This window comes from Corynebacterium meridianum (assembly GCF_016342265.1).
GTDB classification, from domain to species: Bacteria; Actinomycetota; Actinomycetes; order Mycobacteriales; family Mycobacteriaceae; genus Corynebacterium; species Corynebacterium meridianum.
In genome coordinates this window covers 409,036-434,863 of record NZ_JAEIOS010000013.1, presented here as the reverse complement: position 1 = coordinate 434,863, position 25,828 = coordinate 409,036, and the positions used below count along the sequence as shown (strand labels likewise).

The following is a 25,828-nucleotide window of genomic DNA, read 5'->3' as shown; positions in this document are numbered from 1 at the left end:
GGCGAGGAGAACCCATGGAAACCACCGGCCACGACATGACACCCGGGCAGGCCGCACTCTGGTTCGCACAGGCGGCGACGCCCGGGAGCACGGTGTTCCAGTGCGCCGAGCTCATCGAGTTCCACGGCGACGTGGAGATCGGGCTGCTCTCCGACTCCATCCGCGAGTGTCTGGGATCCCTCGCCCCCGTCCGGTGGCGGTTCCTCCGTGCCACGGACGGAAAGCTGCGCGCGGAGCCGGATCCCGAATGGACCCCGGCGTCGATCATCATTCGCACGGGTGAACTCGCCGATGACACCACGGACTGGATCACGGAGGCCGTGTCGGTCGCCGCGATGACCGATGGGGAGTCGATCTCCGGGGCCGAACTGACCGGACACCACATCATGCGCCGCCCCGACGGAACGGTGTGCTGGTTCGCCAGATTCCACCACATACTCGCCGACGGCTACGCCATCGCCGCGCTCATCCGGTGGATAGCGGCCACCTACACCGCACGCACCACCGGCGGTGACGCTCCCCGCTGCCCCTTCTCCCCGGGGCACACTCCGACGTCCCCCGAGGCAGCGGAAGCAGACGTCGCCTACTGGATGGATCCCGACCGTAGGCCGGACAAACCCCCGGCGGCACTCATCACCGGGGAGGACCCCGCCCGGGGCGTTCCGCTTCGGGCACAGTCGGTGATCGAAACCGGGGCCCGACAGGTGTTGCGTACGCTCGCCCGCGAAAACAGGGCCACGGAACTGGATCTCCTCACGGCCCTGACCGCCCACTACACGGCCGCGATGACGGGTTCGGACCGGGTCACCCTCGGGGTACCTCTGATGAACCGCCCCCTGGGGGCGGAGACCGTGGACTTCGCCCCGGCCGTCAATCTTCTCCCGCTCACACTGGACACCTCCGCCCTCGGGGACCCGCTCCCGAAGGTGATCCCGGATGTGGCACGGGCACTCGCCGGGCTGCGCACCCACGGCGCGGTACGGGGCGAGCACCTGCGCCGCCTGTGGCGGATCAGTGACCCGACCCACCGGATCACGGGGCCGACGGTGAACCTCCGGCCGTTCACCCCACGATTCCGGTTCGGCGATGTCCCCGCTGTCCTCACCACCATCTCCGTGGGACCCGTCTCCGACATCGAATTCATCTACCAGTCCGAGGACGACGGCTCGATGACACTCCACGGACTCACCCACGGGGACGGCGTCCGGCAGGCGGAACTGGACGCGCACACCCGACGACTCGCGGCACTGATCAACAGGCTCGCCGGGCAAACCGACGCCAAGGTGGAGAGCTTCGGGCAACTCGACCTGATCGACGGATCCGAACGACGCACGATCCTGGAACGGTTCAACGACACCGGTCACCCACCCGGAACCGCCACCACCCTGCAGGAACGTGTCCTGTCCCGCAGGGAGTACGACCTCAGGTCCCCGGCCGGTGACGCAGACGCACTCTGGTGGAACGGCGAATGGCTCCGTCGGAGGGAGTTCTGGGGGCAGGTCGATCGACTCGCCGTGGAACTCCGGCGCAACGGGGCCCGTCCGGGAGCCCTGGTGGCACTGCAGCTGAACCGTAGCCCCGCCCTGTGCATCGCGGTGGTCGCCACGGTCGTCACCGGTGCCGCATGGGTGCCGCTGGATCCCGGGCTCCCCGCTGAACGCCGGCGACAGATGGTGGAGACCGCCGCGCCCGGGCTACTGGTAACGGCGCCGGGGATGACGAGTCCGCACCCGGACCTGCGGGTGACGGTCACTCTCGGGGAGGATACGATCCGTCCGGTGACCGGTCCGGACTCACCGACCGGGCCACCGGACCCGGTTCGCGCCCGGCCCACGGACACCGCCCACGTCCTGTTCACCTCCGGGTCGACCGGCACACCGAAGGGCGTGTCCGTGCCGCAGGAGGGAATCCTCAACAGACTCGAGTGGATGGCGTCGTACTACCGTCTCGACCCGACCGACACGCTGATCCAGAAGACGCCCGTCTCCTTCGATGTCTCCGGGTGGGAGCTCCTGCTCCCCTTCACACACGGTCCCCGGCTCGCGGTCCCTGCCCCTGGCGCGCACCGTGATCCCGAGGCTCTGCTGGAGGTGCTCCGCGCGGCCGGGGTGACGGTCTGTCACTTCGTCCCTTCCGCCCTGGATGCGTTCCTCGCATGGACTCCCGGCGCGGTGGACGTCCCGGAACTGCGCGCGGTGATCACATCCGGCGAGGCGCTGTCCGTGCGGACGGCCGCAGCCTGCCGTGGGCGTCTCGACGTCGAGGTCCACAACCTCTACGGTCCGACGGAGGCGTCCATCGACGTCACCGCACACACCGTCACCGGGAAAGAGAAGGTCATCCCGATCGGTGCCCCCGTGTGGAACACCCGGACCTATGTCCTCGACCCGGTGGGCCGACTCCTGCCGGTCGGGGCACCGGGTCGGCTCTTCCTCGCGGGTGTCCAGGTCGCCACCGGTTACGTGGGGCGCCCGGACCTGACCGCGGAGCGGTTCACCACTGATCCATTCACGGGTGCAGGTCGGATGTACGACTCCGGGGACATCGCACGGTGGACACCGGACGGCGAGCTCATCTATCTGGGGCGGACCGACACCCAGATCAAGCTCCGGGGCCAGCGCCTGGAACCCGGTGAGATCGAGGAGGTTCTCGAATCCCACCCGCGGGTCGACCGGTGCGTCGTGCGAATCCATCCGGCCACCGGATCCGGCGGAGACGGCACCCTCGTCGCGTGGGTCGTCCCCGCTCACGGAGCCGCGGATCCGGACCCGGATCAACTCGTCCGGCACTGCCGGAGACTGCTCCCGGATTACATGGTCCCCAGGGCCTTCGTCCCCCTGCCGGAACTTCCGGTCACCGCGAACGGGAAACTGGACACCGGCGCGCTGCCCGCTCCCGTGGTCGAAGCGTGCGACGGCGGTGGGGCCGCGGTTCCCGGGGACCCGCTCGAGGCGATGGTCTCTGATGCGTTCACCGAGGTCCTGGGTGTGCGGCCAGGCGTGGACCGGAACTTCTTCGATCTCGGCGGCACCTCCCTGAACGCCGTGACGCTCGCCTGGACCGTCCGGGACCGGACCGGCTTCGATGTCGGGGTGCCGGACATCTTCGGCGCCCCGTCGGTGCGTCAGCTCACCGCGACCCTCCGCGACCGCGGTGCCGGATCATCCGGCGATGCCGGTTTCGCTCCCCTGCTGGCACTGCGACCGCACCGGGCGGGAATCCCCGTGTTCTGTTTCCACCCGGCAGGTGGAATCGGCTGGTCCTATGCCCGGCTGATTCCCCTCCTGGACGATCCGCGCAGGGGTGTGTTCGCGGTTCAGTCGCCGGGTCTGACGGACGGTTGTTCCTCCACGGTCGAATCCATCACCTCCGGAGCGCGGCGGGCGGCGAACGATCTTCTCGGGGAATGCGCCCGACACGGTGTGACCGAGGTGGATCTCCTCGGGTGGTCGGTCGGCGGGGTACTGGCCCAGGCCTGTGCGGTGGAGCTCGCCGACAGCCCGGTCCGCGTGCGGAAACTCGTCCTGCTCGACGCCTATCCGGCGGAGCTGTGGCGGGGTCGTCCCGCCCCAGACGACCAGGAACGCCTGCGGGGTGTGCTCATCATGGCGGGTCAGGATCCGGAAGATCATCCCGCACCACTGCGCACGGCGGACGTGGTGGCGGCGCTCCGCGACGCACCGGGTGCCTTCGGTGCGCTCCCGGACGACATGCTCGCGACGGTGACCGAGATGATCGGCCACAACGCACGGATCATGCGCGAGCACCGGACCGTACGGTGGGCCGGCACCGTGCACATCTTCCGTGCGGAGCGGAATCCGGAGTACATGGACGAAACCGCATGGGATCCGTTCTGCACGGCACTCCGGGTGCACAGCATCGATGTCACCCACCCCGGGATGGTGTCGCCGGAGGCCCTTACGGAGGTCGCGGAACTCCTCGTCGACCATTCCTGAACCGGTGGTGGGCATCAACGACTGAACGCCGCCGACCCCGGTGAGAGGGTCGGCGGCGTTCAGTCGTGTACCGGTCGGGAAACGCCGTCTAGCGCTCCTGGCCCGGCTTCTTGAAGGGGAAGCCCAGCTCGCGGAGCAGGGCACGGCCTTCGTCGTTGTTCGTTGCCGTGGTGACGACGGTGATGTCCATACCACGGGGACGGTCAACCTTGTCCACGTCGATCTCGTAGAACATGGTCTGCTCCGTGAGGCCGAACGTGTAGTTGCCGTGGCCGTCGAACTGCTGGTCCGAGAGTCCGCGGAAGTCGCGGATACGGGGCAGGGCGACGGTCAGCAGTCGGTCCAGGAACTCCCACATGCGGTCACCGCGGAGGGTGACGCGGGCGCCGATGGGCATGCCCTCGCGCAGCTTGAAGTTCGCGATGGACTTCTTGGACCGACGGATCTCCGGCTTCTGGCCGGTGATCAGGGTGAGGTCCTCGAGCGCGCCGTTGATGAGCTTGGCGTCGCGGGCGGCGTCGCCGACTCCCATGTTCACGACGACCTTGACGACGCCGGGAACCTGCATGACGTTGTCGTAGTCGAACTCTTCAGACAGCGCGGTGCGGATTTCCTCGCGGTAGCGGTTCTTCAGACGAGGGGTGTAGTTCTCGCTCATGTTCAGATGTCCTTCCCGTTGCGTCGGGAGATGCGCACGCGCTTGCCGTTCTCATCGATCCGGTAACCGACGCGGGTCGGGTTTCCGTCGGAATCGATGACCATGACGTTGGAGACATGGATCGGCGCTTCCTGGGTGACGATGCCACCGGACTCGGCGCCACGCTCGGGCGCGGAGTTCGCGACGTGCTTCTTGATGCGGTTGACTCCCTCGACCAGGACCTTGGAGCGCTTCGGGTAGGCCTCGATGACCTTACCGCGGGCGCCCTTGTCCGGACCGGAGATGACGAGGACGTTATCGCCCTTGTGGATCTTCATTTAGATTACCTCCGGTGCCAGCGAGACGATCTTCATGAACTTCTTCTCACGAAGCTCACGTGCGACGGGACCGAAGATACGGGTACCGCGCGGATCGCTGTCGTTCTTGATGATGACGGCTGCGTTCTCGTCGAAACGAATGTAGGAGCCGTCCGGACGACGGGTCTCCTTCTTCGTACGGACGATGACGGCCTTGACGATTTCGCCGGCCTTCACGTTGCCGCCGGGAGTGGCTTCCTTGACGGTGGCGACGATGACGTCACCGATACCGCCGAAGCGTCGGGTGGAGCCACCGAGAACGCGGATGCACAGGATTTCCCGTGCACCAGTGTTGTCGGCGACCCGCAGACGCGATTCCTGCTGAATCACTATGGGTCTCCTGACCTGGATTTCAATGTGCGCCGGATTTCCGACCCGGACGCACGCGGTCTGATGTACTTGCACGGCCACTGACGCTCCGGGAAGAACCCGGTGAAGGCGACGAACACCGTACATGAGCGGGCACCGGCCGATCGGCCACGGTGAAACCTCTGGAACCTCTGGAACCTGTGGCGACGGCGATACCCGCGGTGTCGAAGGGTCTCGGTCCGCGCTCGGAAACGCACGGCGGACCGACCCACGTCAGCGACCGAATCATTCAATCACATGCAGCGCAGCACAGCAACCCGCCCGACCGCACCCACCCAGAATTTCGGAGCGCGAGGAAAAGCAGATGACTAGCATGCCTGATACATTGCAGCCGATCCCGGCCCCCTCACCCGCCCCAGGAGGAGACCGTGTCCCGTGCCCCCGGAAAAATCGCCGCCCTCGTCATCGGCATCGGAATCGCCGCCGCAGCCTGCACCACATCCGAGACGCAGCCACACGACGAGCTCCGGGAGCTCGGGAAAGAGCTCGGCGAGCTGAAGGAGAGCGGGGCGCTCCCGGACATCGATGCCGGAGACATCGAGTTCGTCGAGGAGAACTCCGGCACTCAGGATTTCAGTGACTACGCGACCGGAGAGACGATGACCGTCACGCACGCCATGGGTACTACGGTCATTCCCCGGAATCCACGGGTCGTCATGTCCACGGGCCTTGCCTGGCAGTATCTGGGCCATCTCGCGACAACAACCGGCGATTCCGCCGCCGAGACCTCCTTCCTCCCGCTCCCGCTTCCGGATGACGATTTCTCCTACGGGGAGGAGCTCCCCTGGGAGCAGGCCAGGACCATATTCAAACCCGATCTGATCCTGGCGAACAGCATCACGGATCCGGCCCTGTACGAAAGGTTGAGCGACATCGCCCCCACCGTCGTCGAAACCGATGCCCCGGGACAGGTGGACACCGGGAAAGCCATCGACTTCTACCTCAACCTCTACGACGACCCCGCCGCGAGGGAAGCACTGTGGAACGCGAAGACCACGTACCGACTGGCGGTGAAGAAAGCCGCCGACGCGTTTCCTGAACTGCACGGGAAGACGTTCACCTACATCCGCCCCTCACACGAGGGCGACCGTTAGGTCGTGCACACCGCCGCAGACGATCCGACCAACAGTTACCTCACCGAGCTCGGGATGATACTCAACCCCGCGATAGCCACCGACGAGGGAAGCGCGGACATCGCCGTCTACCCCCCGGGGAGCGACGTCAGGGATCTGCGCTCGGATGTCATCTTCTGGGCCGGAGACTGCCCGGAGGCGTGCGCACCGGATGTCACCGAGCAGGCGGAGCAGTTCATCGTCCTCGATGAGAGCGACGCCCTCATGCTCAACAATCCTCCGTTCCAGGAGTACCAGCTGCGCGCCATGGGGATGACCGCCCTGTCGGATTCCGTCCTGGCTACCGTCGGGTAGCCGCGACCGCCCAGAAACCCCAGCCCACGGCCACGGCCCCGTCCATCGTGTAGCCCGCGCGTTCGAGGGTGTCCCGGATCTCCCGGCGTGTCGGCACCGATGTGCCCGTCACACACAACCGCACCAGGTCGTCCGCGTAGTCGTCCGCATCCCCGCCACTCTCCTCGACCTGCCGCGTCACCAGCACCAGGTTCGGCACGCCGGTGGCTGCGAGCAGATCGGCGAGTCCGGCCGGGGCCGCCAGGGCGAAGGGATCTACCACCACCAGCGTATCCACGTCATCGACGGATTCCCCCGTCGAATAGCTGCGGCAGGTCACCACCTCAGTGAGGGGTACGTCCGTTGCGCCGTCGGGGACCAGACACACCACCGACACATCGGGGCGACGGTTGCTGCACTCCTGCGCGTAGACATCCGCGGCGGCACCGGCGAATCCCACCACCGGGCGGCGCGACCCGTCGGTCACCGCATCCAGAGCTTCGACCATCGCGGCTGCGGTCGTTGCGGCCTCTGATGCCTGCCGCTGACGGTCCACCCGGACCGCCAGTGCGGCAGGGTCAATCTCCCCCGCCCAGTGCGCGGTGCCCAGTTCGACGGCTCCCCCGGTACGCACCGCTTCGTCGAGGTGCAGAAACGCGAGCAGCTCCACCAGTCCGGGACCGGCGAGCATCTGCACGGCGCGGGACTCGGGGTCGACGAGTTCGCGGCCCATCGCCGTAAGCCCGATCCGGGTCACCTCGGATACCCCACCCCGGTCCCCCGTCTCGAGACACAGGAGCCCCCGGGCCTCGAGATACCGGGCGAACCGCAGCACGGCGGATTCGGCCGTGCCGGTTGCCACGGCCACTGCCGCCGGAGTGTCCTTTCCTTCGTCCACCGCGGTGAACAGGCCCATCCGCACCGCGGCCCGCAGTGCCAGACCACCCGAGACGTCCGCAAGTTCAGCCAGCGCGTGCAGGGGCGCCGCTCCACCGCCGTCACCGTCCGTCTGTTCGCGCCAGTAGCCGGTGATCTCCCTGTCGGCCGGGTCTACGTCATGGTCCCTGATGACCTGACGCATCCCCCGCAGCTGACCCGCCTCCCCGGCGCACCACACGTAAACGCGACCGGCGGGCCACTCGAGCGCCTCGAACGCCTCGGCCAGGTTTCCCCCCTCAGCGCGGATGACCCACCGCAGGTCCACGGACGCGGAGGTGGCGAGCTGCTGGACATCGTGTCGTTCGGGCACCTCCACGAGGGCGGTCACCGGAGTACCGGTGGGTAGTTCTTCGAGGCATCTCCCGATGGCCGGAAGCGCGGTCATGTCCCCCACGAGGACGAGATGATCAGCGTGGATGGGTAACGCACCGCACCGTTTCGGACCCGCGACCCACACCTTGGCTCCGGGTGCCGCGGAAACCGCCCAGCCCTCCGCCAGCCCCTTGCCGTGCCGGGCGAAGTCGATGGTGACCTCGCCGGCTTCTGCGTCATACTTCCGCACGGTGTAGGTACGGAAGAGTCGGTTGACCTCATCGTTCCACTTCAGCCGGCCGTCTCCGCCCGGCGGGGGGTACGGCCGGGATCCGGTCACCGGATCCGGGAAGATGATGCGGACATCATCGTCGAAACCGTCGCTGATGAACTCGGGCATCCCGTGACCGTCACGGGTGTGTGCCCGGAGCCCCGGGCCGCCGAGGACCACGCGTCGCATCCCCGGGGTGACGTCCCCGGACCGGATCACCTCGAGCTCCCGGATACTGATCGGGTGAATGTCGTGGGTTCGGCTGCTCCGTGCCATAGGCGGTGCCGTCCTTCCGGAGATCGGGGAAGAAGAAGTTAGGGAACCCTCAGACTACCGGACCGGGTGTGGCCTGCGTTCGTGGACTCCCTGTCCTGTCCGTGAGGACAGCCTCATGCGACGAGATGGCGCTCGATCACTGGTGCCATGGACTCCCACGCCTGGACGGAACTCATCGCCAGATGGGCACTGTCGACCGTGTGTGAGCTGACGGGCTCGACGCCGTCCAGATCCTCCCACGCCTTGAGAGGTTCCCAGTTCAGACCGGCCATGTCCGTCGTGTCACCGGCACGCAGCACGAGAACCGGACCGGTGTACGGCGAGCGGGTCGCGGTCATGTGGATCATGAAGCACCGACCGGAGGCGTCCTTCATCGCGTCGATCTCCTCCTGCGAGAAGTTCGGGGCGTTGGCGGCGCGGATCATCTCGCCGATCAGCGCGTCGTCGAAGTGTTCGAGTACGGCCATGATGTCGCCGAAGCCCCCGTCACCGGGGAGCTCCGGGATCTCCTCGTCCGGCTTGTGGTGCCGGATGAACGTGTCCAGTGCCGCGGCGAGACCGTTCGGGGTGTCCGGCGCGATTCCGGAGGGGTACGCGTCGATGACACCGAGGAAGTCGACCGTCTCGCCGTCCTGCTGGAGCATCCCCGCGATGGTGTGCGCCAGTGCGCCGCCGGACGAGTAGCCGAGCAACCGGTACGGGCCTTCCGGCTGCACCTGCCGGAGGAGATCGAGATAGTAGCGGCACAGCGCGTCGTGGTCGAGGCCGATCGACAGGGTCGTCTCGGCGTCCGGGAGCTGCACCCCGATCACGCGGTGCCCGTCATCGAGCAGTCCGGCGAGAGGGGCGTAGCTCCAGGCCAGCCCGACGACCGCGTGGAAACAGAAGATCGGGGCACCGTCGCCGCCGGAGAAGTCGACCAGAACGCCCTCCCCGGGGAGCTGGGCGCGGGCGGGGGATTCCGCGTCCCGGATGCCCGTCGCCGCCGAGGCGATGGCCTCCGGGGTCCGGTGCGTCAGGATCGTGTCGACCCCGACGTCAAGACCTGCCCGACGCAGGCGCCCCAGGAGCTTCATCGCGGAAAGGGAATGCCCCCCGCAGGCGAAGAAGTCGTCGCCGGATCCGATTTCAGTTCCGGTGAGGGCGCTCATGTGCCGGGCGATGAGTTCCGTCGCCTCGGCGTGATCCGGCACAGCAATGGGATTCCTGGTCATGGTGATGGGCTCCTTGGGGAGGTGCGTGAGGGTGAGAGCTGGGGAACGGGGGCTGGGATCTTCAGGACCGGTCGTGGTAGAGCCGGACCAGCGCACGGCGGTCGAGTTTTCCGTTTGCGGTGACGGGGAGTTGATCGATCCTGGTGATGGTCGACGGCACCGCGTAGGCCGGGACACGGTCCCGCAGTTTCGCCGTCAGCGTGTCGAGGTCCGGGCAGCCCGGGTCCGCGACGATGAACCCGCGTAATTCCGGGTGCTCACCCGTGGTGTCGGCCACCGCGGCCGCGGCACGGACGCCGTCCAGGGCTGCGAGCGCGGCTTCGACCTCGCCGAGGGTCACGCGGTTGCCGCGGATCTTCACCTGGTCGTCGACACGACCGGCGTAGTACATCTGGCCCTTGTGCCAGCCCGCGAGGTCACCGGTCCGGTACATCCGTCCGCCGTCATCGCCCTCGAAGGGGCTGGGCACGAACGTTCGGGCGGTGAGTTCCTCATCGCCGACGTATCCGGCGGCGAGCTGTACCCCCGCGAGGTAGAGTTCGCCGGTCTCGTCGTCACCGACCTCGTTGCCCTCGGCATCGAGAATGTGCACGGTGACGTTGTCCTCGGGGAGGCCGAGCAAGCACGTTCCCTCCGGACAGGGGGGAGTCGAATCCGCGGTGTATTCGACGCACGTGACGTCCATCGCGGCCTCCGTCGGGCCGTACAGCCCGAGGATCCGGCACCCGATCTCGTCGAGGCAGCGCTGCGCCAGATCGGTAGGTACCGCTTCCCCGCCGAGGAGCAGGAACCGGAGGCCGTTCAGGGCCTCCAGGGAATCCCCGAAATCCTCGAGCACCTCGGCGACGACCCGCATGTGGCTCGGCACCATCGACAGCACCGTGACCCGGTTGTCCCGGATGACATCAACGAACCCGTCGACGTCACCCGGCCACCAGTCCGCCGCGGGCAGCACGACGGCACCACCGCCGGCCAGGGGCGTGATCATCTCCGCGACACTGACGTCGAATCCCACGGGCGCCTTCTGCATCCAGCGGAGGTCGCCGACCGGCCCCAGGGTGCGCACGAACCACTGCATGTGGGCGGCCGCGCCCCGGTGGACGTTCAGGACACCCTTCGGGGTTCCGGTCGTACCGGACGTGTAGATCAGGTAGACGCCGTCCTCCGGGGTGACGGGCCGGGTGAGTTCGCCCGGTTCGACCGCGGAGGTGTCGCCCTCCGGATCCAGGGGAACCGGGAGCACCGGCAGCTCCGTGGCGGGCAGCTCCACGTCGCCGACGGTGAGCACCAGTACGGGGTCGGAGTTGTCGAGGATGAACGCGATGCGCTCCGCCGGGTTCGATGGATCGACGGGGGTGTACACACCACCGGCACGGATCACGGCCGCCGCGGCGATCGGCAACGCGGCCGAGCGGCGGGCGACGACCGCCACGCGGTCTCCGGTGGAGACGCCCGCGGCGAGGAGCGTCCTGGTGAAAGCGTTGACCCTGGAGTCGAATTCAGCGTGGGTCAGGGTCGCGTCCGCAGCGACCACTGCGTCGAGATCGGGGTGGCGCTGCGCCGCGAGCCGGATCATCGCGTCGACCGTGACCGGTTCGACCGGCACCGCCGGCCCCCGGTTCCGTGCGGGTACCGGGTGTGACTGGGTGTGGGGTGTTGAGGTCATGAATCCGTTCTCGTCTTGTGGTCTGGTGTGTCTGGCCGGTTCGTCGTCACCGGGGCTCGGTCACGCTCTGTCGCTGACGGCCCGGGCCCCCACAGAGACGAGTCCGTCAGCGTCGCCGACGATGCCCCCGAGAATCCGGTCCGCGAGAAGCCCGAGGCAACTGAGGTTCCCGAATCCCGGCCCCTGGTTGAAGCCGGCCAGCGTCGGAAGTACGAGGGTCGGGTCCATTCCGTCAACCGTGAGGTCACGTCTGATGCTTCCCTCGATACCGGCGACAAACCCCGCCCTCCTGGCCCCTCCCTGCGGGTCGAACCCGGCGGCGGTGGCGAGCCTGGCCCGCGCGCCGTCGCCGAGGAGACCGATGAACCAGGACGGATCGGCACCGCGGGCGTCGATGACGGTGTCGGCGGCGACGGTTCGTCCCGGATGCTCCACGTGGACGACGGGACCGGCGGAACCCGCCGTCACGGAGGAGACCGACCCCATGACGTGCCTGCATCTCCCGTCGCGCCCGATGATTTCCAGGGACTGCAGCGAGAGCACACCCCGGTCCGTACGGCAGAGCATGGCTCGTCGGGTGGCGGCGTCGAGTGACGCCCAGACCTCCGGGTCGGTGTAAAGCGCGTTCTCCTGGAAGTTCTCTCCCCGGGACAGCAGGCATGCGGTGGGGGCGACGGTGACGATCTCCGCGACCCGGTGGGTCGTGAGCTCCTCGATGATGCTCGCCGCGGTCTCTCCCCCGCCCACGACGCAGACCCGCCCCGTGAACCGGGCGTCCGCGGCTACGCGGGCCCAGAAACCCGCGACGCTCAGTACGTTGCTGTGCTGGAGGAACCGTCGCTCACTCGTTCCGGGTCCGGTGAGCATGAGGGCATCGGAGGAGAGGACCCGCGGAGCCCCGGAGATGGCGTCCTCCACCCGAATGCGCCAGCTATCACCGGAGATCTCGGCGTTGGTGACCCGCCCGGGTACGGGATTCAGCCCGATTCGGTCACTGACCCAGCGGAGGTATGCAGCCCACTCGCAGTGCATCGGCTGCGGACGACCCCGATCGATCCACGAGGCATACGTCCCCGCGTCGATGAGGTGGGAGGTCCAGGACAACTCCGCCATTCCACGGTCGATTTCGACGTCGATCCGGGGATCACCGGTGAGCTCGGTCCGGTAGGGGAAGCCTATGTCCTTCTCGGGCGACGTCCCCAACCGGTGGCGACCGTCGGTCCAACCACCCGCGGCCAGCCAGTGAGCACCGACACCGTGCGGGTCGATCACCGTGATCTCCGGAACCGCCAGTCCGATTCGCTCGGCGACGTGGGCCTTGGCGGCCACAGCGACCGCCTTCGGGCCGGCTCCGACGATGGTCAGGGTGCTCACTGTTATCTTCCGCTCCTGTCATTGTGTGGCCCTACGCCACCGGATCTGGATCTGCGGGACAGCACAACAGATCACCGGCCGGTCCACGGAATCATTGGACGCCCCACAGGCTGTAGGACAGCCTTAGCTTCAGCTTCCAACCAGCTTACATTGTCACGAGCCTTACCTAACCGACAACCCCATATATAACTCCCGGAGGTTCAACCACGGTTCCACGGTCCCCCACCGATCGCGTGCGGTGGCGGTGACGCGGAATACTCCGGTCAGGGTCCCGCCACGCCCTCCACTCGCCGGATCAGCGGCTCGATCTCGGCGGAGATCCGCTCTGCGATGACCACCCCGGTGCTCAGGGTCTGGAGTATGAACTCATCCAGTTCCACCGCGGCCACCGGGGCCGCGGCCGACAGCTCGAAGGTGACGGCCAGGATCCCCACATCGGGCAGGAGTGAAACCTCGCCGGATCCGGGAATGGTGTTGAGGGCGCCGGCGAGGAGTTCACCGGCTAGCGTCTCGACGCGACCACGGAGTATCCGGGGATGGGCGGTCGTGACGACCACCCGGTTCTCCGGCGTGTCCACCCTGAACCAGTAGGTGAGCTCCCCGACGTCCACGACGAGCTCGCCGTCACGCGTACCGGTCGCGAGCCCGAGTGCGTGGAGCCTATCAAGGATCAGTCCGATATCGATCGACGGCATTGACGCTGACACCGCTGCCTTTCTACTTCTGCGGATGGAAGATGGCCCTCGGTTGCGGTCCGTCAACGAAGGACGGGCGGAACGAAAGGGCGCCTGAACAGCTGAAGGCCCCGACCGGGTTCGGTCGGGGCCTTCAGTATGGCTGATCCGGGGCGTTCACCGTGGCGGTCACCCGACCACGGGGAATGGACACCGGATGAAGCCGGACGGGACTAGCGTGCCTTCTCGACGATGTCGAGGAGACGGAAGTGCTTGTCCTTGCTCAGCGGGCGGGTCTCGATGATGCGGACGAGGTCGCCGACGCCGGCGGTTCCGTCCTCATCATGGGCCTTCACGCGGCTGTTCGTGCGGATCGTCTTGCCGTACAGCGCGTGCTGACGACGGTCCTCGAGCTCGACGACGATGGTCTTCTGCATCTTCGTCGAGACAACGTAGCCGGTGCGGACCTTGCGGGCGCCCCTCTCGTTGGTGGATTCCTGGATGTTCACGTTTGCCTCACTCATGATTAGCCTTCAGCTCCCGGAACGACGGACAGACCCAGTTCACGCTCACGGATGACCGTGTAGATGCGGGCGATGTCACGCTTGACCGTCTTCAGGCGACCGTTGTTGGTCAGCTGGCCGGTGGCCATCTGGAAGCGGAGGTTGAAAAGCTCCTCCTTCGCCTCGTTGAGGCGGGTGACAAGCTCCTCGGCGTTGAGCTCGCGGAGCTCGAATGCGGGGGTACCGGTGGCCATTAGAGCTGGTCCTCCTTCTTGATGATGCGGACCTTGCAGGGCAGCTTCTGGGCTGCACGGCGGAGTGCCTCGAGGGCGACTTCCTCGTTGGCGTAGCTCATCTCGAAGAGAACGCGGCCGGGCTTGACGTTGGCCACCCACTTCTCGACGGGGCCTTTACCGGAACCCATACGCACGCCGAGCGGCTTCTGGGTCAGGGGACGGTCCGGGAAGATGTTGATCCACACCTTGCCACCACGCTTGACGTGGCGGTTGATCGCGATACGTGCGGACTCAATCTGACGGTTGGTGATGTAGCACGGCTCAAGGGCCTGGATGCCGTAGTCACCGAAGGTGACGCGGTTTCCGCCCTTGGATACACCGGTCCGGGTGGGACGATGCTGCCGGCGGTACTTGACGCGCTTAGGAATAAGCATGTGTCTAGCCCTCCTGCTTCTGCTCGGCGCGCTGGCGACGCTGGCCGCCGCGGCGCGGACGCTCGCGGCGATCGGCGCCACCACGACCGCGACGGTCGGACGGTGCGTTCAGCTCACTCTCGCGCTTGCCGCCGACGACGTCACCCTTGTAGATCCAGACCTTCACGCCGATGCGGCCGAAGGTGGTGTGGGCCTCGTAGGTGCCGTAGTCGATCTCGGCGCGCAGCGTGTGCAGCGGGACGCGACCTTCGTGGTAACGCTCGGTGCGGGACATCTCGGCGCCGCCGAGACGACCCGAACACACGACCTTGATGCCCTTGACCTGCGGCTGGCGCATCGCGGACTGGATGGCCTTACGCATCGCGCGACGGAAGGCCACGCGGTTGGTCAGCTGCTCGGCGATGGACTGCGCCACCAGCTGAGCGTTGGCGTCGATGTTCTTGACCTCGAGGATGTTCAGCGCCACCTGCTTGCCCGTGAGCTTCTCCAGCTCGCCGCGGATGCGGTCGGCCTCGGAGCCACGGCGACCGATCACGATACCCGGGCGGGCGGTGTGGATGTCGACGCGGACGCGGTCGCGGGTGCGCTCGATGACGACGTCGGCGATGCCGGCGCGGTCGAGGCCCTTCGACAGGAACTCGCGGATCTTGATGTCTTCAGCGACGTAGTCGCTGTACTGCTTGTCGGCGTACCAGTGGGACTTCCAGTCGGAAGTGATGCCCAGCCGGAGGCCGTGGGGATGAATTTTCTGGCCCACTACTGAGCACTTCCCTTCTGGCTCTCAACAACCACGGTGATGTGGCTGGTGCGCTTGCGGACGTGGAAGGCACGGCCCTGGGCGCGCGGACGGAAACGACGCATCGTCGGTCCCTCGTCGGCGTAGGCCTCGGAGATGACGAGTGAGTCGCGGTCCAGACCGAAGTTGTTCTCGGCGTTGGCTGCCGCGGAAGCGACGACCTTCGCAACCGGCTCGCTGGCCGCCTGCGGGGCGTACTTCAGGATGGCGAGGGCCTCGGCCACGGACTTGCCGCGGACCAGGTCGATGACCCGGCGTGCCTTCATGGGGGTGACTCGGACGTAACGAGCCGTCGCGCTTGCGGACGTGATGGTGTCTTCGCTCATCGCTTATCGACGTCCCTTCTTGTCGTCCTTGATGTGACCCTTGAAGGTCTTGGTCGGGGCGAACTCGCCCAGCTTGTGTCCGACCATCGAGTCGTCCACGAACACCGGCACGTGCTTGCGACCGTCATGGACGGCGAAGGTGTGACCGATGAAATCGGGGAGAATGGTGGACCGACGGGACCAGGTCTTGATGACCTGCTTGGTGCCCTTCTCGTTCTGTGCATCAACCTTGGCGAGGAGGTGCTCATCGACGAACGGGCCCTTTTTGAGGCTGCGTGGCATTGTCTGTTACCTCCTAGCGCTTCTTGTTCTTGTTGCTGCGGCGACGACGCATGATCAGCTTGTCGCTCGGACGATTCGGGCGGCGGGTCCGGCCTTCCGGCTGGCCCCACGGGGAAACGGGGTGACGACCACCGGAGGTCTTGCCCTCGCCACCACCGTGCGGGTGGTCGACGGGGTTCATGACCACACCGCGGACGGTCGGGCGCCAGCCCTTCCAGCGCATGCGGCCGGCCTTGCCCCAACGGATGTTGATCTGGTCAGCGTTGCCGACCTCACCGATGGTGGCGCGGCAGCGGATGTCCACGCGGCGGATCTCGGAGGAGGGCATACGCAGGATCGCGTACTTGCCTTCCTTACCGAGGAGCTGGATGGACGTTCCCGCGGAACGGGCCAGCTTGGCGCCGCCACCGGGCTTCAGCTCGACGCAGTGCACGGTGGCACCGGCCGGGATGTTGCGCAGCGGCAGGTTGTTGCCGGGCTTGATGTCGGCGTTGGCGCCGGCCTCGACGATGGCGCCCTGACGCAGGTTGCGGGGGGCGATGATGTAGCGCTTCTCGCCGTCGACGTAGTGCAGCAGCGCGATGTTGGCGGTGCGGTTGGGGTCGTACTCGATGTGAGCGACCTTCGCCTCGATGCCGTCCTTGTCGTGCCGCCGGAAGTCGATCAGGCGGTACTGGCGCTTGTGTCCGCCACCCTTGTGGCGGGTGGTGATGTGGCCGTGAACGTTACGGCCGCCGGTCTTGTGCAGGGGACGCAGCAGGGATTTCTCCGGCGTCGAACGAGTGATTTCCTCGAACATCGACACGGAGCTTGCGCGCCGGCCCGGCGTAGTCGGCTTGTACTTGCGAATAGCCATGGGTTTTCTAAGTCCTTACCTTCGGCGCGCTTACGCGGCCGAACCGCCGAAGATGTCGATGGAATCGCTGCCTTCAGCGAGCGTCACGAAGGCGCGCTTGGTGGCCTTGCGCTGACCGAAACCGGAGCGGGTGCGCTTGCGCTTGCCCTCACGGTTGGCGGTGTTCACGCTGGCGACCTTCACACCGAAGATCTGCTCGACAGCGATCTTGATCTGGGTCTTGTGGGCGTCCGGGGAGACGAAGAACACGTAGGTGCCCTGCTCCATCAGTCCGTAGGACTTCTCGGACACCACCGGGGCGATGATGATGTCACGCGGGTTAGCGATCGTGCTCATTAGTTCTCCTCCTCCTTGACCGCGCCGGTGGCCCGGTTGATGAAGGTGGTCAGAGCCTCAACGGAGAACACGATGTCGTCCGACTTGAGGACGTCGTAGGTGTTCAGCTGGTCCTCGGTCAGGATGTGCACGCCCGGCAGGTTGCGGACGGACTTCCAGGAGGTGACGTCCTCACGGGAGAGGACGACCAGCACGTTTCGGCGTTCGGTCAGACGCTCGATGAAGGCACGGGCCGACTTGGTGGACGGCACCTGGCCGGCAACCAGTTCACTGACGACGTGGATGCGCTCGTGGCGCACGCGGTCGGTCAGGGCGCCACGGAGTGCGGCGGCCTTCATCTTCTTGGGGGTGCGCTGGGAGTAGTCGCGCGGCACGGGGCCGTGCGAGATACCGCCACCGGTGAAGTGCGGAGCGCGGATCGAGCCCTGACGGGCGCGACCGGTTCCCTTCTGGCGGAACGGCTTACGACCGCCACCGGACACCTGTGCGCGGGTCTTGGTGGAGTGCGTGCCCTGGCGCTTGGCCGCGAGCTGTCCGAGGACGACCTGGTGCATCAGTGCAACTGATGCCTCGCGGTCGAAGATCTCGGCAGGCAGCTCGACCTGACCGGCGGTTGCCCCGTCGGCCTTCTGGACGTCAAGCTTGAGGTTGGTCATGCGTGTGCACCGCCCTTCACTGCGGTCTTAACGGTTACGACGCCGCCACGCACACCCGGGATCGCACCCTTGATGAGCAGAATGTTGGCGTCGGCATCAATCTTCTGAACCTTGAGGTTCTGGGTGGTGACGCGCTCATTACCCATGCGTCCGGCCATCCGGGTGCCCTTGAAGACCCGACCGGGTGTGGCGCAGGCACCGATACCGCCGACGCGGCGGTGCGCTGCCTGGTTACCGTGGGACGCACCCTGACCGGCGAAACCGTGGCGCTTCATGGCGCCGGCGTAGCCCTTGCCCTTGGAGGTACCGGTAACGTCGACGAAGGTGATGCCCTCGAAGATGTCGACGGTGACGTCCTGACCCAGCTCGTAGCCGGAGACATCGTCCATGCGAATCTCCGCCACGTGCCGGCGGGGGGTAACGCCAGCCTTCTTGAAGTGACCACCGGCAGGCTTGTTGGCCTTGCGCGGGTCGATGTCGCCGTAGGCGATCTGGATGGCGTTGTAGCCATCGGTGTCGATGGTGCGAATCTGGGTGACCACGCACGGCCCAGCTTCGACAACGGTGACCGGGATGACCCGGTTGTCGTCGTCGAAGACCTGGGTCATACCGAGCTTGGTGCCCAGAATGCCCTTGATCTCTGTTTCACTCATTACTTATTCTCCACTGGCTGAAAGACTGTTGTACGCGATCACTGGATGTTGACGTCGACGCTTGCGGGAAGGTCGATGCGCATCAGCGCGTCAACCGTCTTGGGCGTCGGGTCAAGGATGTCGATGAGGCGCTTGTGCGTGCGCATCTCGAAGTGCTCGCGCGAGTCCTTGTACTTGTGGGGAGAACGAATAACGGCGTAAACGTTCTTTTCAGTGGGCAACGGCACCGGGCCGACGACACGCGCACCCGTACGGGTGACGGTCTCGACGATCTTGCGCGCGGACGCGTCGATCGCCTCGTGGTCGTAGGCCTTCAGCCTGATGCGGATCTTTTGTCCCGCCACGTTTGTCCTCTTCCTTCGCTTCCCCACGTCGCGATGATTGGTGGGGGTCGCTGTTGTCATCTCTATAACGTTGTCCGGCCGTGGAACACGGAAACTCGGGCGCAACGCCAGTTGTCCTGACCTGAACCTGTCTGAAAATCTGACCGGGTACATCACCGGGCCACATGAACCACAAACAACTTCCCCAGTTCCTCCACTCAGAGACCATGCCCGCGGTGACTCCGGGGTCCGGAGTCCGTGGCGAACCGGTTACTGTGAGCGTCTGAGGTGTGTCAGGTCGTCGGGATGAGGTCCACTCGACGCCGGATCCACGGATGGCGGAAATATATTCAGCCACCTGCTCTCCGGCGTGGGCGGGCATCCTGCCTACTGCCGCTGTTTATTTGCCATGTTCCCGTGATGATTCCCGGCCTCCGCCAACCGGGGAGCCGAGGCCCCGTCAGTCGCGGAGACACCGAGATTCCGGCGGCACGTCCGCTAGATCTTTCGATCATCTGGACCGCGCCACAGGCATCAGGTGCCATGTTTGCCCCACCAGCGTCAACTTCCCGTATTCGGTGGATACCGGAGGACTCTCGGAGCCTCGACATCAACGCATACGGATATGACGTGTTGGAGCAACCCAAGCATTGAAACACACCCTCGCCCGAGTGGCAAGCGAACCCCCGAAAAGCGACAAACCTGTAACGTATTGCACACAGGGCGGCGCGAAACCGGCGCCCTCACCTAGGATCAATCTAGTGCACCGCCAATGCGTGCATCCACGACCGCTTGATTACACGAGGAGCATCTCAATGAGCGAAAACAAGTCCGACAGCAAGTCCCCCGCCACCATCGAAGAGAACAGCATCGAGCGCAACTCCGCCCTCGAGACCGATCACGGCCGTACGCACATCGATGATGTCGTCGTCGCCAAGATCGCGGGTATGGCCGCACGCGAGGTTTCTGGTGTCCACGCTCTCGGTGGCGGCGCCGCCCGCGCTCTGGGCGCCCTCCGCGACATGGCGGGCTCCCGCGTCGACGTCCGCCAGGGCGTCTCCGTCGAGGTCGGCGAGACCCAGGCAGCAGCCGATGTCGCGATCGTCGCCGAGTACGGTGTCGCGATCCACGAGCTGGCTGAGGCGATCCGTCGCAACATCATCAACGCCATCGAGCGGATGACCGGCCTCGAGGTCACCGAGGTCAACGTCACCGTTCACGACGTGCACCTCGAGCTGGACGACGACAATGAGGAGTCCGCGGAAGAAGAGGTCAAGGAAATCGAGCCGGCCGAGGTCGCCGCGGCCGACCACGAGCCCCGCGTCAAGTAGGACCGGACTCCGTGCAACCTGATCCCATCTCCCTCGAGCAGGCCGAGACGCTCCGGGACGAGATTCTCTCGCTCCCGGGGGTCGGCGGCATGCATGGTGGGCAGTTCGGTGAGGTTGCGATGCTCTATCCCGGTGCCCGGGTGCGTGGGCTTCATCTGCTCACGCCCCGGGGTCGTCCGGACGAGACCCGGATGGAAATCCATCTCATCGCAGATCTGTCTCAGCTACCCGACCTCGGCAAGCTCGCCGACGAGGTTCGCGCCGTCGCCGGGAGATTCGTCTCCGAACCCGTTGACGTATTCTTCAGCGACGCGAGCTGACCGGCGGTCACCCACCCGTACTGCACGCCCGTTCCAATCACACCTCGACTCTGAAAGAGTGTCATGAAATCTCTCACTGTGACCGGCCTCATTCTCGGCTTCGCTTTTGCATTCGCCGTGATCGTCGGCGGTCTGGTCGGCTTCCTCTGGGCCCTACTCTTCGTCACCGTCGGTGGCGTCATCGGTGCCCACTTCGACGGCAAGATCGACCTCCGCGCCATCATCAACGGCTCCGGCAACAGGGGGTAATCTCGTTGACGAAACGTTCTGGAAGATCCCGCGAATCCGAGCGGCGCTCCAGCACCGATGCCTCCAACCCGTCGGAGAACCTCCGGAACGGGGCAGAGGAACCCACCGGGTCGCCCGGTGCACGACTGCGTGCGGAGGCTGAGCGTCGGGCGGATCAGGCCCTCGCCGAGATCGTCCGCGACGACACCAAGGCGGAAGAGGACCGGCGCATCCTCCGGGAGAGCGGAGTCCCCGTGGACTCCGGCGACACCGTTTCCGGTGCCACTCCCGACGGTGTACCCCGCACCGAGGAGCCGACGGAATCTCCGGACGCACCTTCGTCAGCGGCACCCGGTGAACACACCGGATCAAACGCCGACGATGAGCCCGCGGAGGCACCCTCCCGGCCCGAACCAGCTGAATCCGGGTCCGTTGTCGAATCCGGGTTCGTCTCCGAGGCTGACACCGTTTCGCCCGAATCCGGGCGGGACAGCTCCCACGAACACCCGTCGGCACCACAGTCGGTAAACTCCCCTGCCCCTGACCGGAATGCCGCCGACGCCACATCCGAGCACCACTCCGTCGACGGCAGGGCAGTCACTGAACCGGACGACGCACACGCTGACGTCCCCCCAACCGACACCGATCCCGGAACCACCGGCGACACGGAGGGTCCGCGGGCGGGGCATGGTCCGGAACAATCCCCGGAGTCGGAGCCCCGGGAAGATTCGCGGAACGACAAAGGCGAACAGGACGAAGCAGCGGTCCCGGAGCACCTCCGCCCCGCAGCGGAGCCCGACGACCATAACCCGAGCCGCGGCTGGGTGAAGATCTCCGAGAAGACGGTCACCAAGATCGTCCGACAGGCGGCGGCCAGTGTCCCCGGCACAACGGACCAGGCCGGTGGGCTCGATGTACTCGGCCGAAACTACCCGCGCTTCGACGTGGAGCTCGACAGCAACTCCGATGCCGTGGCGATCGACGCGTACATCGCCGTGAGCTGGCCCTCCCCCGTGACACGTGTGGCCGAAACAGTCCGAACCACCATCTTCGACTGGGTCCGCGATATGACGGACATACCCGTCGTCTGCGTCAACGTCACCGTCGGCCCCATAATCCCCGGTTCCGACAGGGTCACGGAAGCCGAGCTCAATGCCTTCGACACGACGCCCCGGCTACGGTCCGTCGTTGTCACCGCCACGAATGCGGCGCTCAGGGAGATTGTCTGCAGCGCCCGCAACTCCGGCCTCGCCCCGGTATCCGTCAGGTCCGGTAGCGAATCCCTGAAACCTGTCACCGTCTCCGGTCCGGACAACGCCACGTTCCGGGACATATCGACCGGAACACCCGGCGAGCTCCTACCGATCACGGTGTCCGGCTCCGAGGAGCTCCGGGCCGTGTCCGTCACAGGCGAAGCAGCCGCCACGGTGTATTCGCCGGAGGTGGCCCCGGAAACGCCGTTGCGGGAGATCCGCGTCCCGGAACAGGAACCGCTCGGAGACATCGACGTCGCGGTTTCCCGCCCGCTCGCGCCGGTCACTGTCCCGGAACCGGCACCGTTGAAGCCCATCGCGGCCCGGGAGCTGCCCACGGTCACGGTCTCCGTACCCGCGGCACCGAACCCCCGGTCCGTTACGGCACCGCGCCCACGTCCGGTACGGACGGTGGAGTCTCCTGAACCGACACGGTTGACGAGCGTCCATACCCCGGACACCCACCGGCTCGCCCAGATTCACGCCGAGACCCTGCGGGTGAGCTCTGTCAAGGCTCCACGCCCGGCCCGTGTCACCCTGGTCAAGCGCAACGATCCCGTCTCGCCGCGGAAGCCACGCGTCGACGCACGGCCGGTCAATACACCGCGCCAGTCCAGAGAGCGCGAAATCCGCGTCACGCCGACGGAGCTCCGGCCGATCTCGGTCAAACCAAGTACCATCATTCCGGTCAGCGTCGACCCGGCCAACGCGAAGGCGGTTTTTGAGAGATGAGTGAAATCCAGACGGTCCGTGGGCACCGGCCCGCAGCCAGTCCCGCCGCCCGGTACCTCGCTGTTCTCCTCGGACTGCTGCTCGTCGTAGCCGCAGTCGTCGCCGGACGTGACCTCTACATCCGATACACGGACGTCGAGTGGCAGCCATGGGTTTCCGCCGCCACCGGCTGGATCGGCGACCTGACCTACAGGGCCTGGATGCTGCCCGCCGGCATCGCGGCACTCATCATCGGTCTACTGCTTATCTGGGCTGCGATCCGCCCGCGGACGAAGACCCACCGGGAACTCACTTCGGAGGTCGCGGTCTGGATGCGGCCGGTAGATGTCGCCCGGATGTGCACCGCGAGCGCCCAGCGCGTCCCGGGTGTCATGGGAGCACACACCGTCGCCCGCAAGCGTTCCATCGATGTCACGGTGATCGGGAACACCTCGGACCAGAGGTTGCGTGAGGAACTGCAGCAGTCCCTCCAGCCCCTGGCGAGCCTCGTCGCCGGCTCGCCGAGACTCAACGTGCAGGTCCAGAACAAGGAGGCCATCAAGTGAGCCACGGACTAGCTTTCATCGACCGTCTGCTCGTCCTGGTCGCGGGACTCGCTCTGACATTCCTAGGCGTGTGGTCGATCGGTCTGTTCTTCGACGTTCCCGAAGCGCAACGCGTCTCCGAGTACGCCGATCAGGAGATGTGGGCGAACGCGCCCGACCTGGACTGGTACGACTGGGCACTCGTCGGTGTACTCGTCAGCGGCATCATCATCGGCCTCTGGCTGATCGTCGCCAACATCCGACGCCGCTCCGTTTCCGTGGTCAACAGTGCAGCCTCCACGGAGATGGGGGACATCAGTTTCAATCTCGGTACCCTCGCCGACGCCGTCGCTGACTCCCTCGAAGACACCCATGGTGTATCGAAGGTCCGGAAACGTGTCGTCATCGACCGTGGGCTGACCACGATGGAGTTCACGGTGGACGCCGCCTCCGATTGCAGCGTGCCCGGCATCCACACCGCCATCGAACAGGCCGAGCGGGATCTCCGCGACGCGATCGGACCGAGCGACGCCGCGACGTCCTACCGGATCCACATCGGCAGGGTCCCCCAGAACCACGAACTCTGACCGATAGAGCTCAAGGCAAGTGGCCGACCTGGTCTAGAGCACCACCGAAAACCCCCGTATCCCCCGATACGGGGGTTTTCCTTCTCGGGACCCCACCTTCCCGCGTACGCAACTTCACTGGCAACCGGACGATCCGGCTCGGTGCATGGCCATCCCCCCGCGGGAAAGCCGGTGAGCCGGTCCGGGCGGCTAGCTTGGGCCGCCGTCGTCGTCCTCCTGCCCCGGAACCTCCTCCGTCTTTCCCCGCGGACACGACCGGAGCGGCACCGTCACAGATGTGCGATGCCCGAGCCCAGGGCCGACCCGAACCAAACGCCGTGGCGGACGCCCCAACCGGCGGCAGCGGAGCCCGTCGATGCGGGTGGAGAGCGTTCGGTGGACGCCACCGTGGTCACCGGATTCCGGGACGCAACCCCGGCGCCGAGATGGGGCGCGACGGAACCGCCGGGCCCCACGCCCGCAGTGCTTCTCTCTGGCCACCCCGGATGTACCCGTCGAGGTTCAATTCAGGGTCAGCCGCGTTGAAGCGGACAACGGACAACGAAGAGACCCCGTCCCACGTTGTACGTGGAGCGGGGTCTCAATGTTCCGGAACTCCGGACCTTCAGGTCCAGGGCATCCGCTTCAGATCATCGGTACTACTTGATGATCTTGGTGACGCGACCGGCACCGACGGTGCGGCCACCTTCACGAATGGCGAAGCGCAGGCCCTCATCCATGGCGACCGGCTGGATCAGGGTGACGGACATGTCGACGTTGTCGCCGGGCATGACCATCTCCGTGCCCTCCGGCAGCTTCACGACGCCGGTGACGTCGGTGGTGCGGAAGTAGAACTGCGGACGGTAGTTGTCGAAGAACGGGGTGTGGCGGCCGCCCTCATCCTTGGAGAGGATGTAGACGGAGCCCTCGAACTCGGTGTGCGGAGTGTAGGCGCCCGGCTTGGCCACGATCTGGCCGCGCTCGACGTCCTCACGCTTGATGCCACGGAGCAGCAGAGCGGCGTTGTCGCCGGCTTCCGCGGAATCGAGGAACTTGTTGAACATCTCGATGGAGGTGACCGTGGTCATCTTGCTCTTCTCGCGGATACCGAGGATCTCGGCCTCCTCGTTGACCTTCAGCTGGCCACGCTCGACACGGCCGGTGACGACGGTGCCACGACCGGTGATGGTGAAGATGTCCTCGATGGGCATGAGGAACGGCTTGTCGGTCTCGCGCTCGGGATCCGGGATGGCCTCGTCGCAGGCCTTCATGAGCTCGACGATCTTCTCGGACCACTCGGGGTCGCCCTCGAGAGCCTTCAGAGCGGAGATGTGGACGATCGGGGCGTCCTCATCGAACTCCTGCTCACCGAGGAGCTCACGGACCTCCATCTCGACGAGCTCGAGGATTTCCTCGTCGTCGACCATGTCGCACTTGTTGAGCGCAACGAGGATGTAGGGGACGCCGACCTGGCGGGCGAGCAGAACGTGCTCACGGGTCTGGGGCATCGGGCCGTCGGTGGCGGCGACAACGAGGATGGCACCGTCCATCTGAGCCGCGCCGGTGATCATGTTCTTGATGTAGTCGGCGTGACCGGGGGCGTCGACGTGCGCGTAGTGGCGCTTCTCGGTCTGGTACTCAACGTGGGAGATGTTGATCGTGATGCCACGCTCCTTCTCCTCCGGCGCCTTGTCGATGGCGTCGAAGGCGAAGGCCTTGTTCAGCTCCGGGTAAGCCTCAGCCAGAACCTTGGTGATGGCTGCGGTGGTGGTGGTCTTACCATGGTCGACGTGACCGATGGTACCGATGTTGACGTGCGGCTTCGTACGCTCGAACTTCGCCTTTGCCACTGTATGTCCTCCTGGACTTCGCGGTGGCTACGACTCTCGCAGCCACATAGGTGGTAGTGCCATACTGCCGGCAGCCCCACGTCTTTCGAAAGGGGGCATACGGGTATGACTGGTTCATTTTTGTGCCAGTTACCTGATACTAGGTGCTCATG

At 66.1% G+C, this 25,828-nt stretch carries 29 protein-coding genes; 9 read left to right on the top strand and 20 right to left on the bottom strand.

Annotated features, from left to right (window positions below; genetic code table 11):
• Positions 1–14: 14 nt before the first annotated feature.
• Positions 15–3,956: a non-ribosomal peptide synthetase gene (locus tag JDV75_RS09830; RefSeq protein WP_198739036.1), complete on the top strand. Its 3,942-nt coding sequence runs from the start codon at positions 15–17 to the stop codon at positions 3,954–3,956.
• Between the two features lie 88 nt (positions 3,957–4,044).
• Here JDV75_RS09830 and rplE read toward each other — a convergent pair whose 3' ends face one another.
• Genes rplE through rplN form a run of 3 tightly spaced genes read right to left on the bottom strand, consistent with a single transcriptional unit; the run spans position 4,045 to position 5,300 of the window.
• Positions 4,045–4,614: a 50S ribosomal protein L5 gene (gene rplE / locus JDV75_RS09825; RefSeq protein ID WP_198739035.1), complete on the bottom strand. Its 570-nt coding sequence runs from the start codon at positions 4,612–4,614 to the stop codon at positions 4,045–4,047.
• A 2-nt stretch (positions 4,615–4,616) separates the two neighbouring features.
• A complete protein-coding gene (gene rplX / locus JDV75_RS09820; RefSeq protein WP_198739034.1) occupies positions 4,617–4,931 on the bottom strand; it encodes a 50S ribosomal protein L24 in 315 nt (104 codons plus the stop codon).
• Positions 4,932–5,300 (bottom strand): 50S ribosomal protein L14, encoded by a 369-nt coding sequence (gene rplN / locus JDV75_RS09815; protein ID WP_198734946.1) that lies wholly within the window; start codon positions 5,298–5,300, stop codon positions 4,932–4,934. It lies immediately after the preceding gene.
• Between the two features lie 407 nt (positions 5,301–5,707).
• On the opposite strand from rplN, the gene JDV75_RS09810 reads away from it, so the two are divergent.
• Positions 5,708–6,433 carry an ABC transporter substrate-binding protein gene (locus JDV75_RS09810; RefSeq protein ID WP_198739033.1) on the top strand — a complete coding sequence of 242 codons (726 nt, stop codon included), beginning with the start codon at positions 5,708–5,710 and terminating at the stop codon, positions 6,431–6,433.
• 3 nt (positions 6,434–6,436) lie between these two features.
• On the top strand, positions 6,437–6,766 hold the full coding sequence (locus tag JDV75_RS09805) for a hypothetical protein (protein ID WP_198739032.1): 330 nt from the start codon (positions 6,437–6,439) through the stop codon (positions 6,764–6,766).
• On the opposite strand, the gene JDV75_RS09800 is transcribed toward JDV75_RS09805, so the two are convergent.
• From JDV75_RS09800 to rpsJ, 16 genes are all read right to left on the bottom strand, one after another.
• Positions 6,753–8,543, bottom strand: coding sequence for a siderophore-interacting protein (locus JDV75_RS09800; RefSeq protein ID WP_198739031.1), 1,791 nt, complete (start codon positions 8,541–8,543; stop codon positions 6,753–6,755). The two genes, JDV75_RS09805 and JDV75_RS09800, sit on opposite strands and share 14 nt — an antisense overlap.
• Positions 8,544–8,656: 113 nt before the next feature.
• Positions 8,657–9,757 carry a thioesterase domain-containing protein gene (locus tag JDV75_RS09795; protein ID WP_198739030.1) on the bottom strand — a complete coding sequence of 367 codons (1,101 nt, stop codon included), beginning with the start codon at positions 9,755–9,757 and terminating at the stop codon, positions 8,657–8,659.
• A 61-nt stretch (positions 9,758–9,818) separates the two neighbouring features.
• Positions 9,819–11,423: an amino acid adenylation domain-containing protein gene (locus JDV75_RS09790; protein ID WP_198739029.1), complete on the bottom strand. Its 1,605-nt coding sequence runs from the start codon at positions 11,421–11,423 to the stop codon at positions 9,819–9,821.
• 60 nt (positions 11,424–11,483) lie between these two features.
• Positions 11,484–12,797 (bottom strand): lysine 6-monooxygenase, encoded by a 1,314-nt coding sequence (locus tag JDV75_RS09785; protein WP_198739028.1) that lies wholly within the window; start codon positions 12,795–12,797, stop codon positions 11,484–11,486.
• 263 nt (positions 12,798–13,060) lie between these two features.
• A complete protein-coding gene (locus JDV75_RS09780; protein WP_198739027.1) occupies positions 13,061–13,492 on the bottom strand; it encodes a hypothetical protein in 432 nt (143 codons plus the stop codon).
• Between the two features lie 212 nt (positions 13,493–13,704).
• Positions 13,705–13,995 carry a 30S ribosomal protein S17 gene (rpsQ, locus tag JDV75_RS09775; RefSeq protein WP_198739026.1) on the bottom strand — a complete coding sequence of 97 codons (291 nt, stop codon included), beginning with the start codon at positions 13,993–13,995 and terminating at the stop codon, positions 13,705–13,707.
• Between the two features lie 2 nt (positions 13,996–13,997).
• Positions 13,998–14,228, bottom strand: coding sequence for a 50S ribosomal protein L29 (gene rpmC / locus JDV75_RS09770; RefSeq protein WP_198739025.1), 231 nt, complete (start codon positions 14,226–14,228; stop codon positions 13,998–14,000).
• The gene (rplP, locus tag JDV75_RS09765) at positions 14,228–14,644 is read right to left on the bottom strand and encodes a 50S ribosomal protein L16 (RefSeq protein ID WP_198734954.1); all 417 of its coding nucleotides are present in this window, start codon (positions 14,642–14,644) and stop codon (positions 14,228–14,230) included. Before rplP ends, rpmC begins: the two co-directional genes overlap by 1 nt.
• Positions 14,645–14,648: 4 nt before the next feature.
• Positions 14,649–15,401: a 30S ribosomal protein S3 gene (gene rpsC / locus JDV75_RS09760; protein ID WP_198739024.1), complete on the bottom strand. Its 753-nt coding sequence runs from the start codon at positions 15,399–15,401 to the stop codon at positions 14,649–14,651.
• Positions 15,401–15,766, bottom strand: coding sequence for a 50S ribosomal protein L22 (gene rplV, locus JDV75_RS09755; protein WP_198734956.1), 366 nt, complete (start codon positions 15,764–15,766; stop codon positions 15,401–15,403). The genes rpsC and rplV overlap by 1 nt, the downstream gene beginning before the upstream one ends.
• Before the next feature lie 3 nt (positions 15,767–15,769).
• On the bottom strand, positions 15,770–16,048 hold the full coding sequence (rpsS, locus tag JDV75_RS09750; RefSeq protein WP_013241207.1) for a 30S ribosomal protein S19: 279 nt from the start codon (positions 16,046–16,048) through the stop codon (positions 15,770–15,772).
• Positions 16,049–16,061: 13 nt separating this feature from the next.
• Positions 16,062–16,904: a 50S ribosomal protein L2 gene (gene rplB, locus JDV75_RS09745; protein ID WP_198739023.1), complete on the bottom strand. Its 843-nt coding sequence runs from the start codon at positions 16,902–16,904 to the stop codon at positions 16,062–16,064.
• 30 nt (positions 16,905–16,934) lie between these two features.
• Positions 16,935–17,240 (bottom strand): 50S ribosomal protein L23, encoded by a 306-nt coding sequence (rplW, locus tag JDV75_RS09740; protein WP_198739022.1) that lies wholly within the window; start codon positions 17,238–17,240, stop codon positions 16,935–16,937.
• Positions 17,240–17,896: a 50S ribosomal protein L4 gene (gene rplD, locus JDV75_RS09735; protein WP_198739021.1), complete on the bottom strand. Its 657-nt coding sequence runs from the start codon at positions 17,894–17,896 to the stop codon at positions 17,240–17,242. The genes rplW and rplD overlap by 1 nt, the downstream gene beginning before the upstream one ends.
• On the bottom strand, positions 17,893–18,549 hold the full coding sequence (gene rplC / locus JDV75_RS09730) for a 50S ribosomal protein L3 (RefSeq protein WP_198739020.1): 657 nt from the start codon (positions 18,547–18,549) through the stop codon (positions 17,893–17,895). The genes rplD and rplC overlap by 4 nt, the downstream gene beginning before the upstream one ends.
• A gap of 38 nt (positions 18,550–18,587) precedes the next feature.
• Positions 18,588–18,893: a 30S ribosomal protein S10 gene (gene rpsJ, locus JDV75_RS09725; protein ID WP_003854291.1), complete on the bottom strand. Its 306-nt coding sequence runs from the start codon at positions 18,891–18,893 to the stop codon at positions 18,588–18,590.
• 794 nt (positions 18,894–19,687) lie between these two features.
• On the opposite strand from rpsJ, the gene JDV75_RS09720 reads away from it, so the two are divergent.
• The 6 genes from JDV75_RS09720 to JDV75_RS09695 all read left to right on the top strand — a co-directional run bounded on the left by JDV75_RS09720 (position 19,688) and on the right by JDV75_RS09695 (position 23,847).
• Positions 19,688–20,203, top strand: coding sequence for an Asp23/Gls24 family envelope stress response protein (locus JDV75_RS09720; protein WP_198739019.1), 516 nt, complete (start codon positions 19,688–19,690; stop codon positions 20,201–20,203).
• An 11-nt stretch (positions 20,204–20,214) separates the two neighbouring features.
• Positions 20,215–20,523: a hypothetical protein gene (locus JDV75_RS09715; protein WP_198739018.1), complete on the top strand. Its 309-nt coding sequence runs from the start codon at positions 20,215–20,217 to the stop codon at positions 20,521–20,523.
• A gap of 63 nt (positions 20,524–20,586) precedes the next feature.
• A complete protein-coding gene (locus JDV75_RS09710) occupies positions 20,587–20,772 on the top strand; it encodes a hypothetical protein (protein WP_198739017.1) in 186 nt (61 codons plus the stop codon).
• A gap of 5 nt (positions 20,773–20,777) precedes the next feature.
• Positions 20,778–22,736 (top strand): Asp23/Gls24 family envelope stress response protein, encoded by a 1,959-nt coding sequence (locus JDV75_RS09705; protein ID WP_198739016.1) that lies wholly within the window; start codon positions 20,778–20,780, stop codon positions 22,734–22,736.
• A complete protein-coding gene (locus tag JDV75_RS09700; RefSeq protein WP_198739015.1) occupies positions 22,733–23,281 on the top strand; it encodes a DUF6286 domain-containing protein in 549 nt (182 codons plus the stop codon). Before JDV75_RS09705 ends, JDV75_RS09700 begins: the two co-directional genes overlap by 4 nt.
• Positions 23,278–23,847, top strand: coding sequence for an Asp23/Gls24 family envelope stress response protein (locus tag JDV75_RS09695; RefSeq protein WP_198739014.1), 570 nt, complete (start codon positions 23,278–23,280; stop codon positions 23,845–23,847). Before JDV75_RS09700 ends, JDV75_RS09695 begins: the two co-directional genes overlap by 4 nt.
• A 638-nt stretch (positions 23,848–24,485) precedes the next feature.
• On the opposite strand, the gene tuf is transcribed toward JDV75_RS09695, so the two are convergent.
• Positions 24,486–25,676, bottom strand: a complete 1,191-nt coding sequence (gene tuf / locus JDV75_RS09690; protein ID WP_198739013.1) for an elongation factor Tu — start codon at positions 25,674–25,676, stop codon at positions 24,486–24,488.
• Positions 25,677–25,828 lie beyond the last annotated feature (152 nt).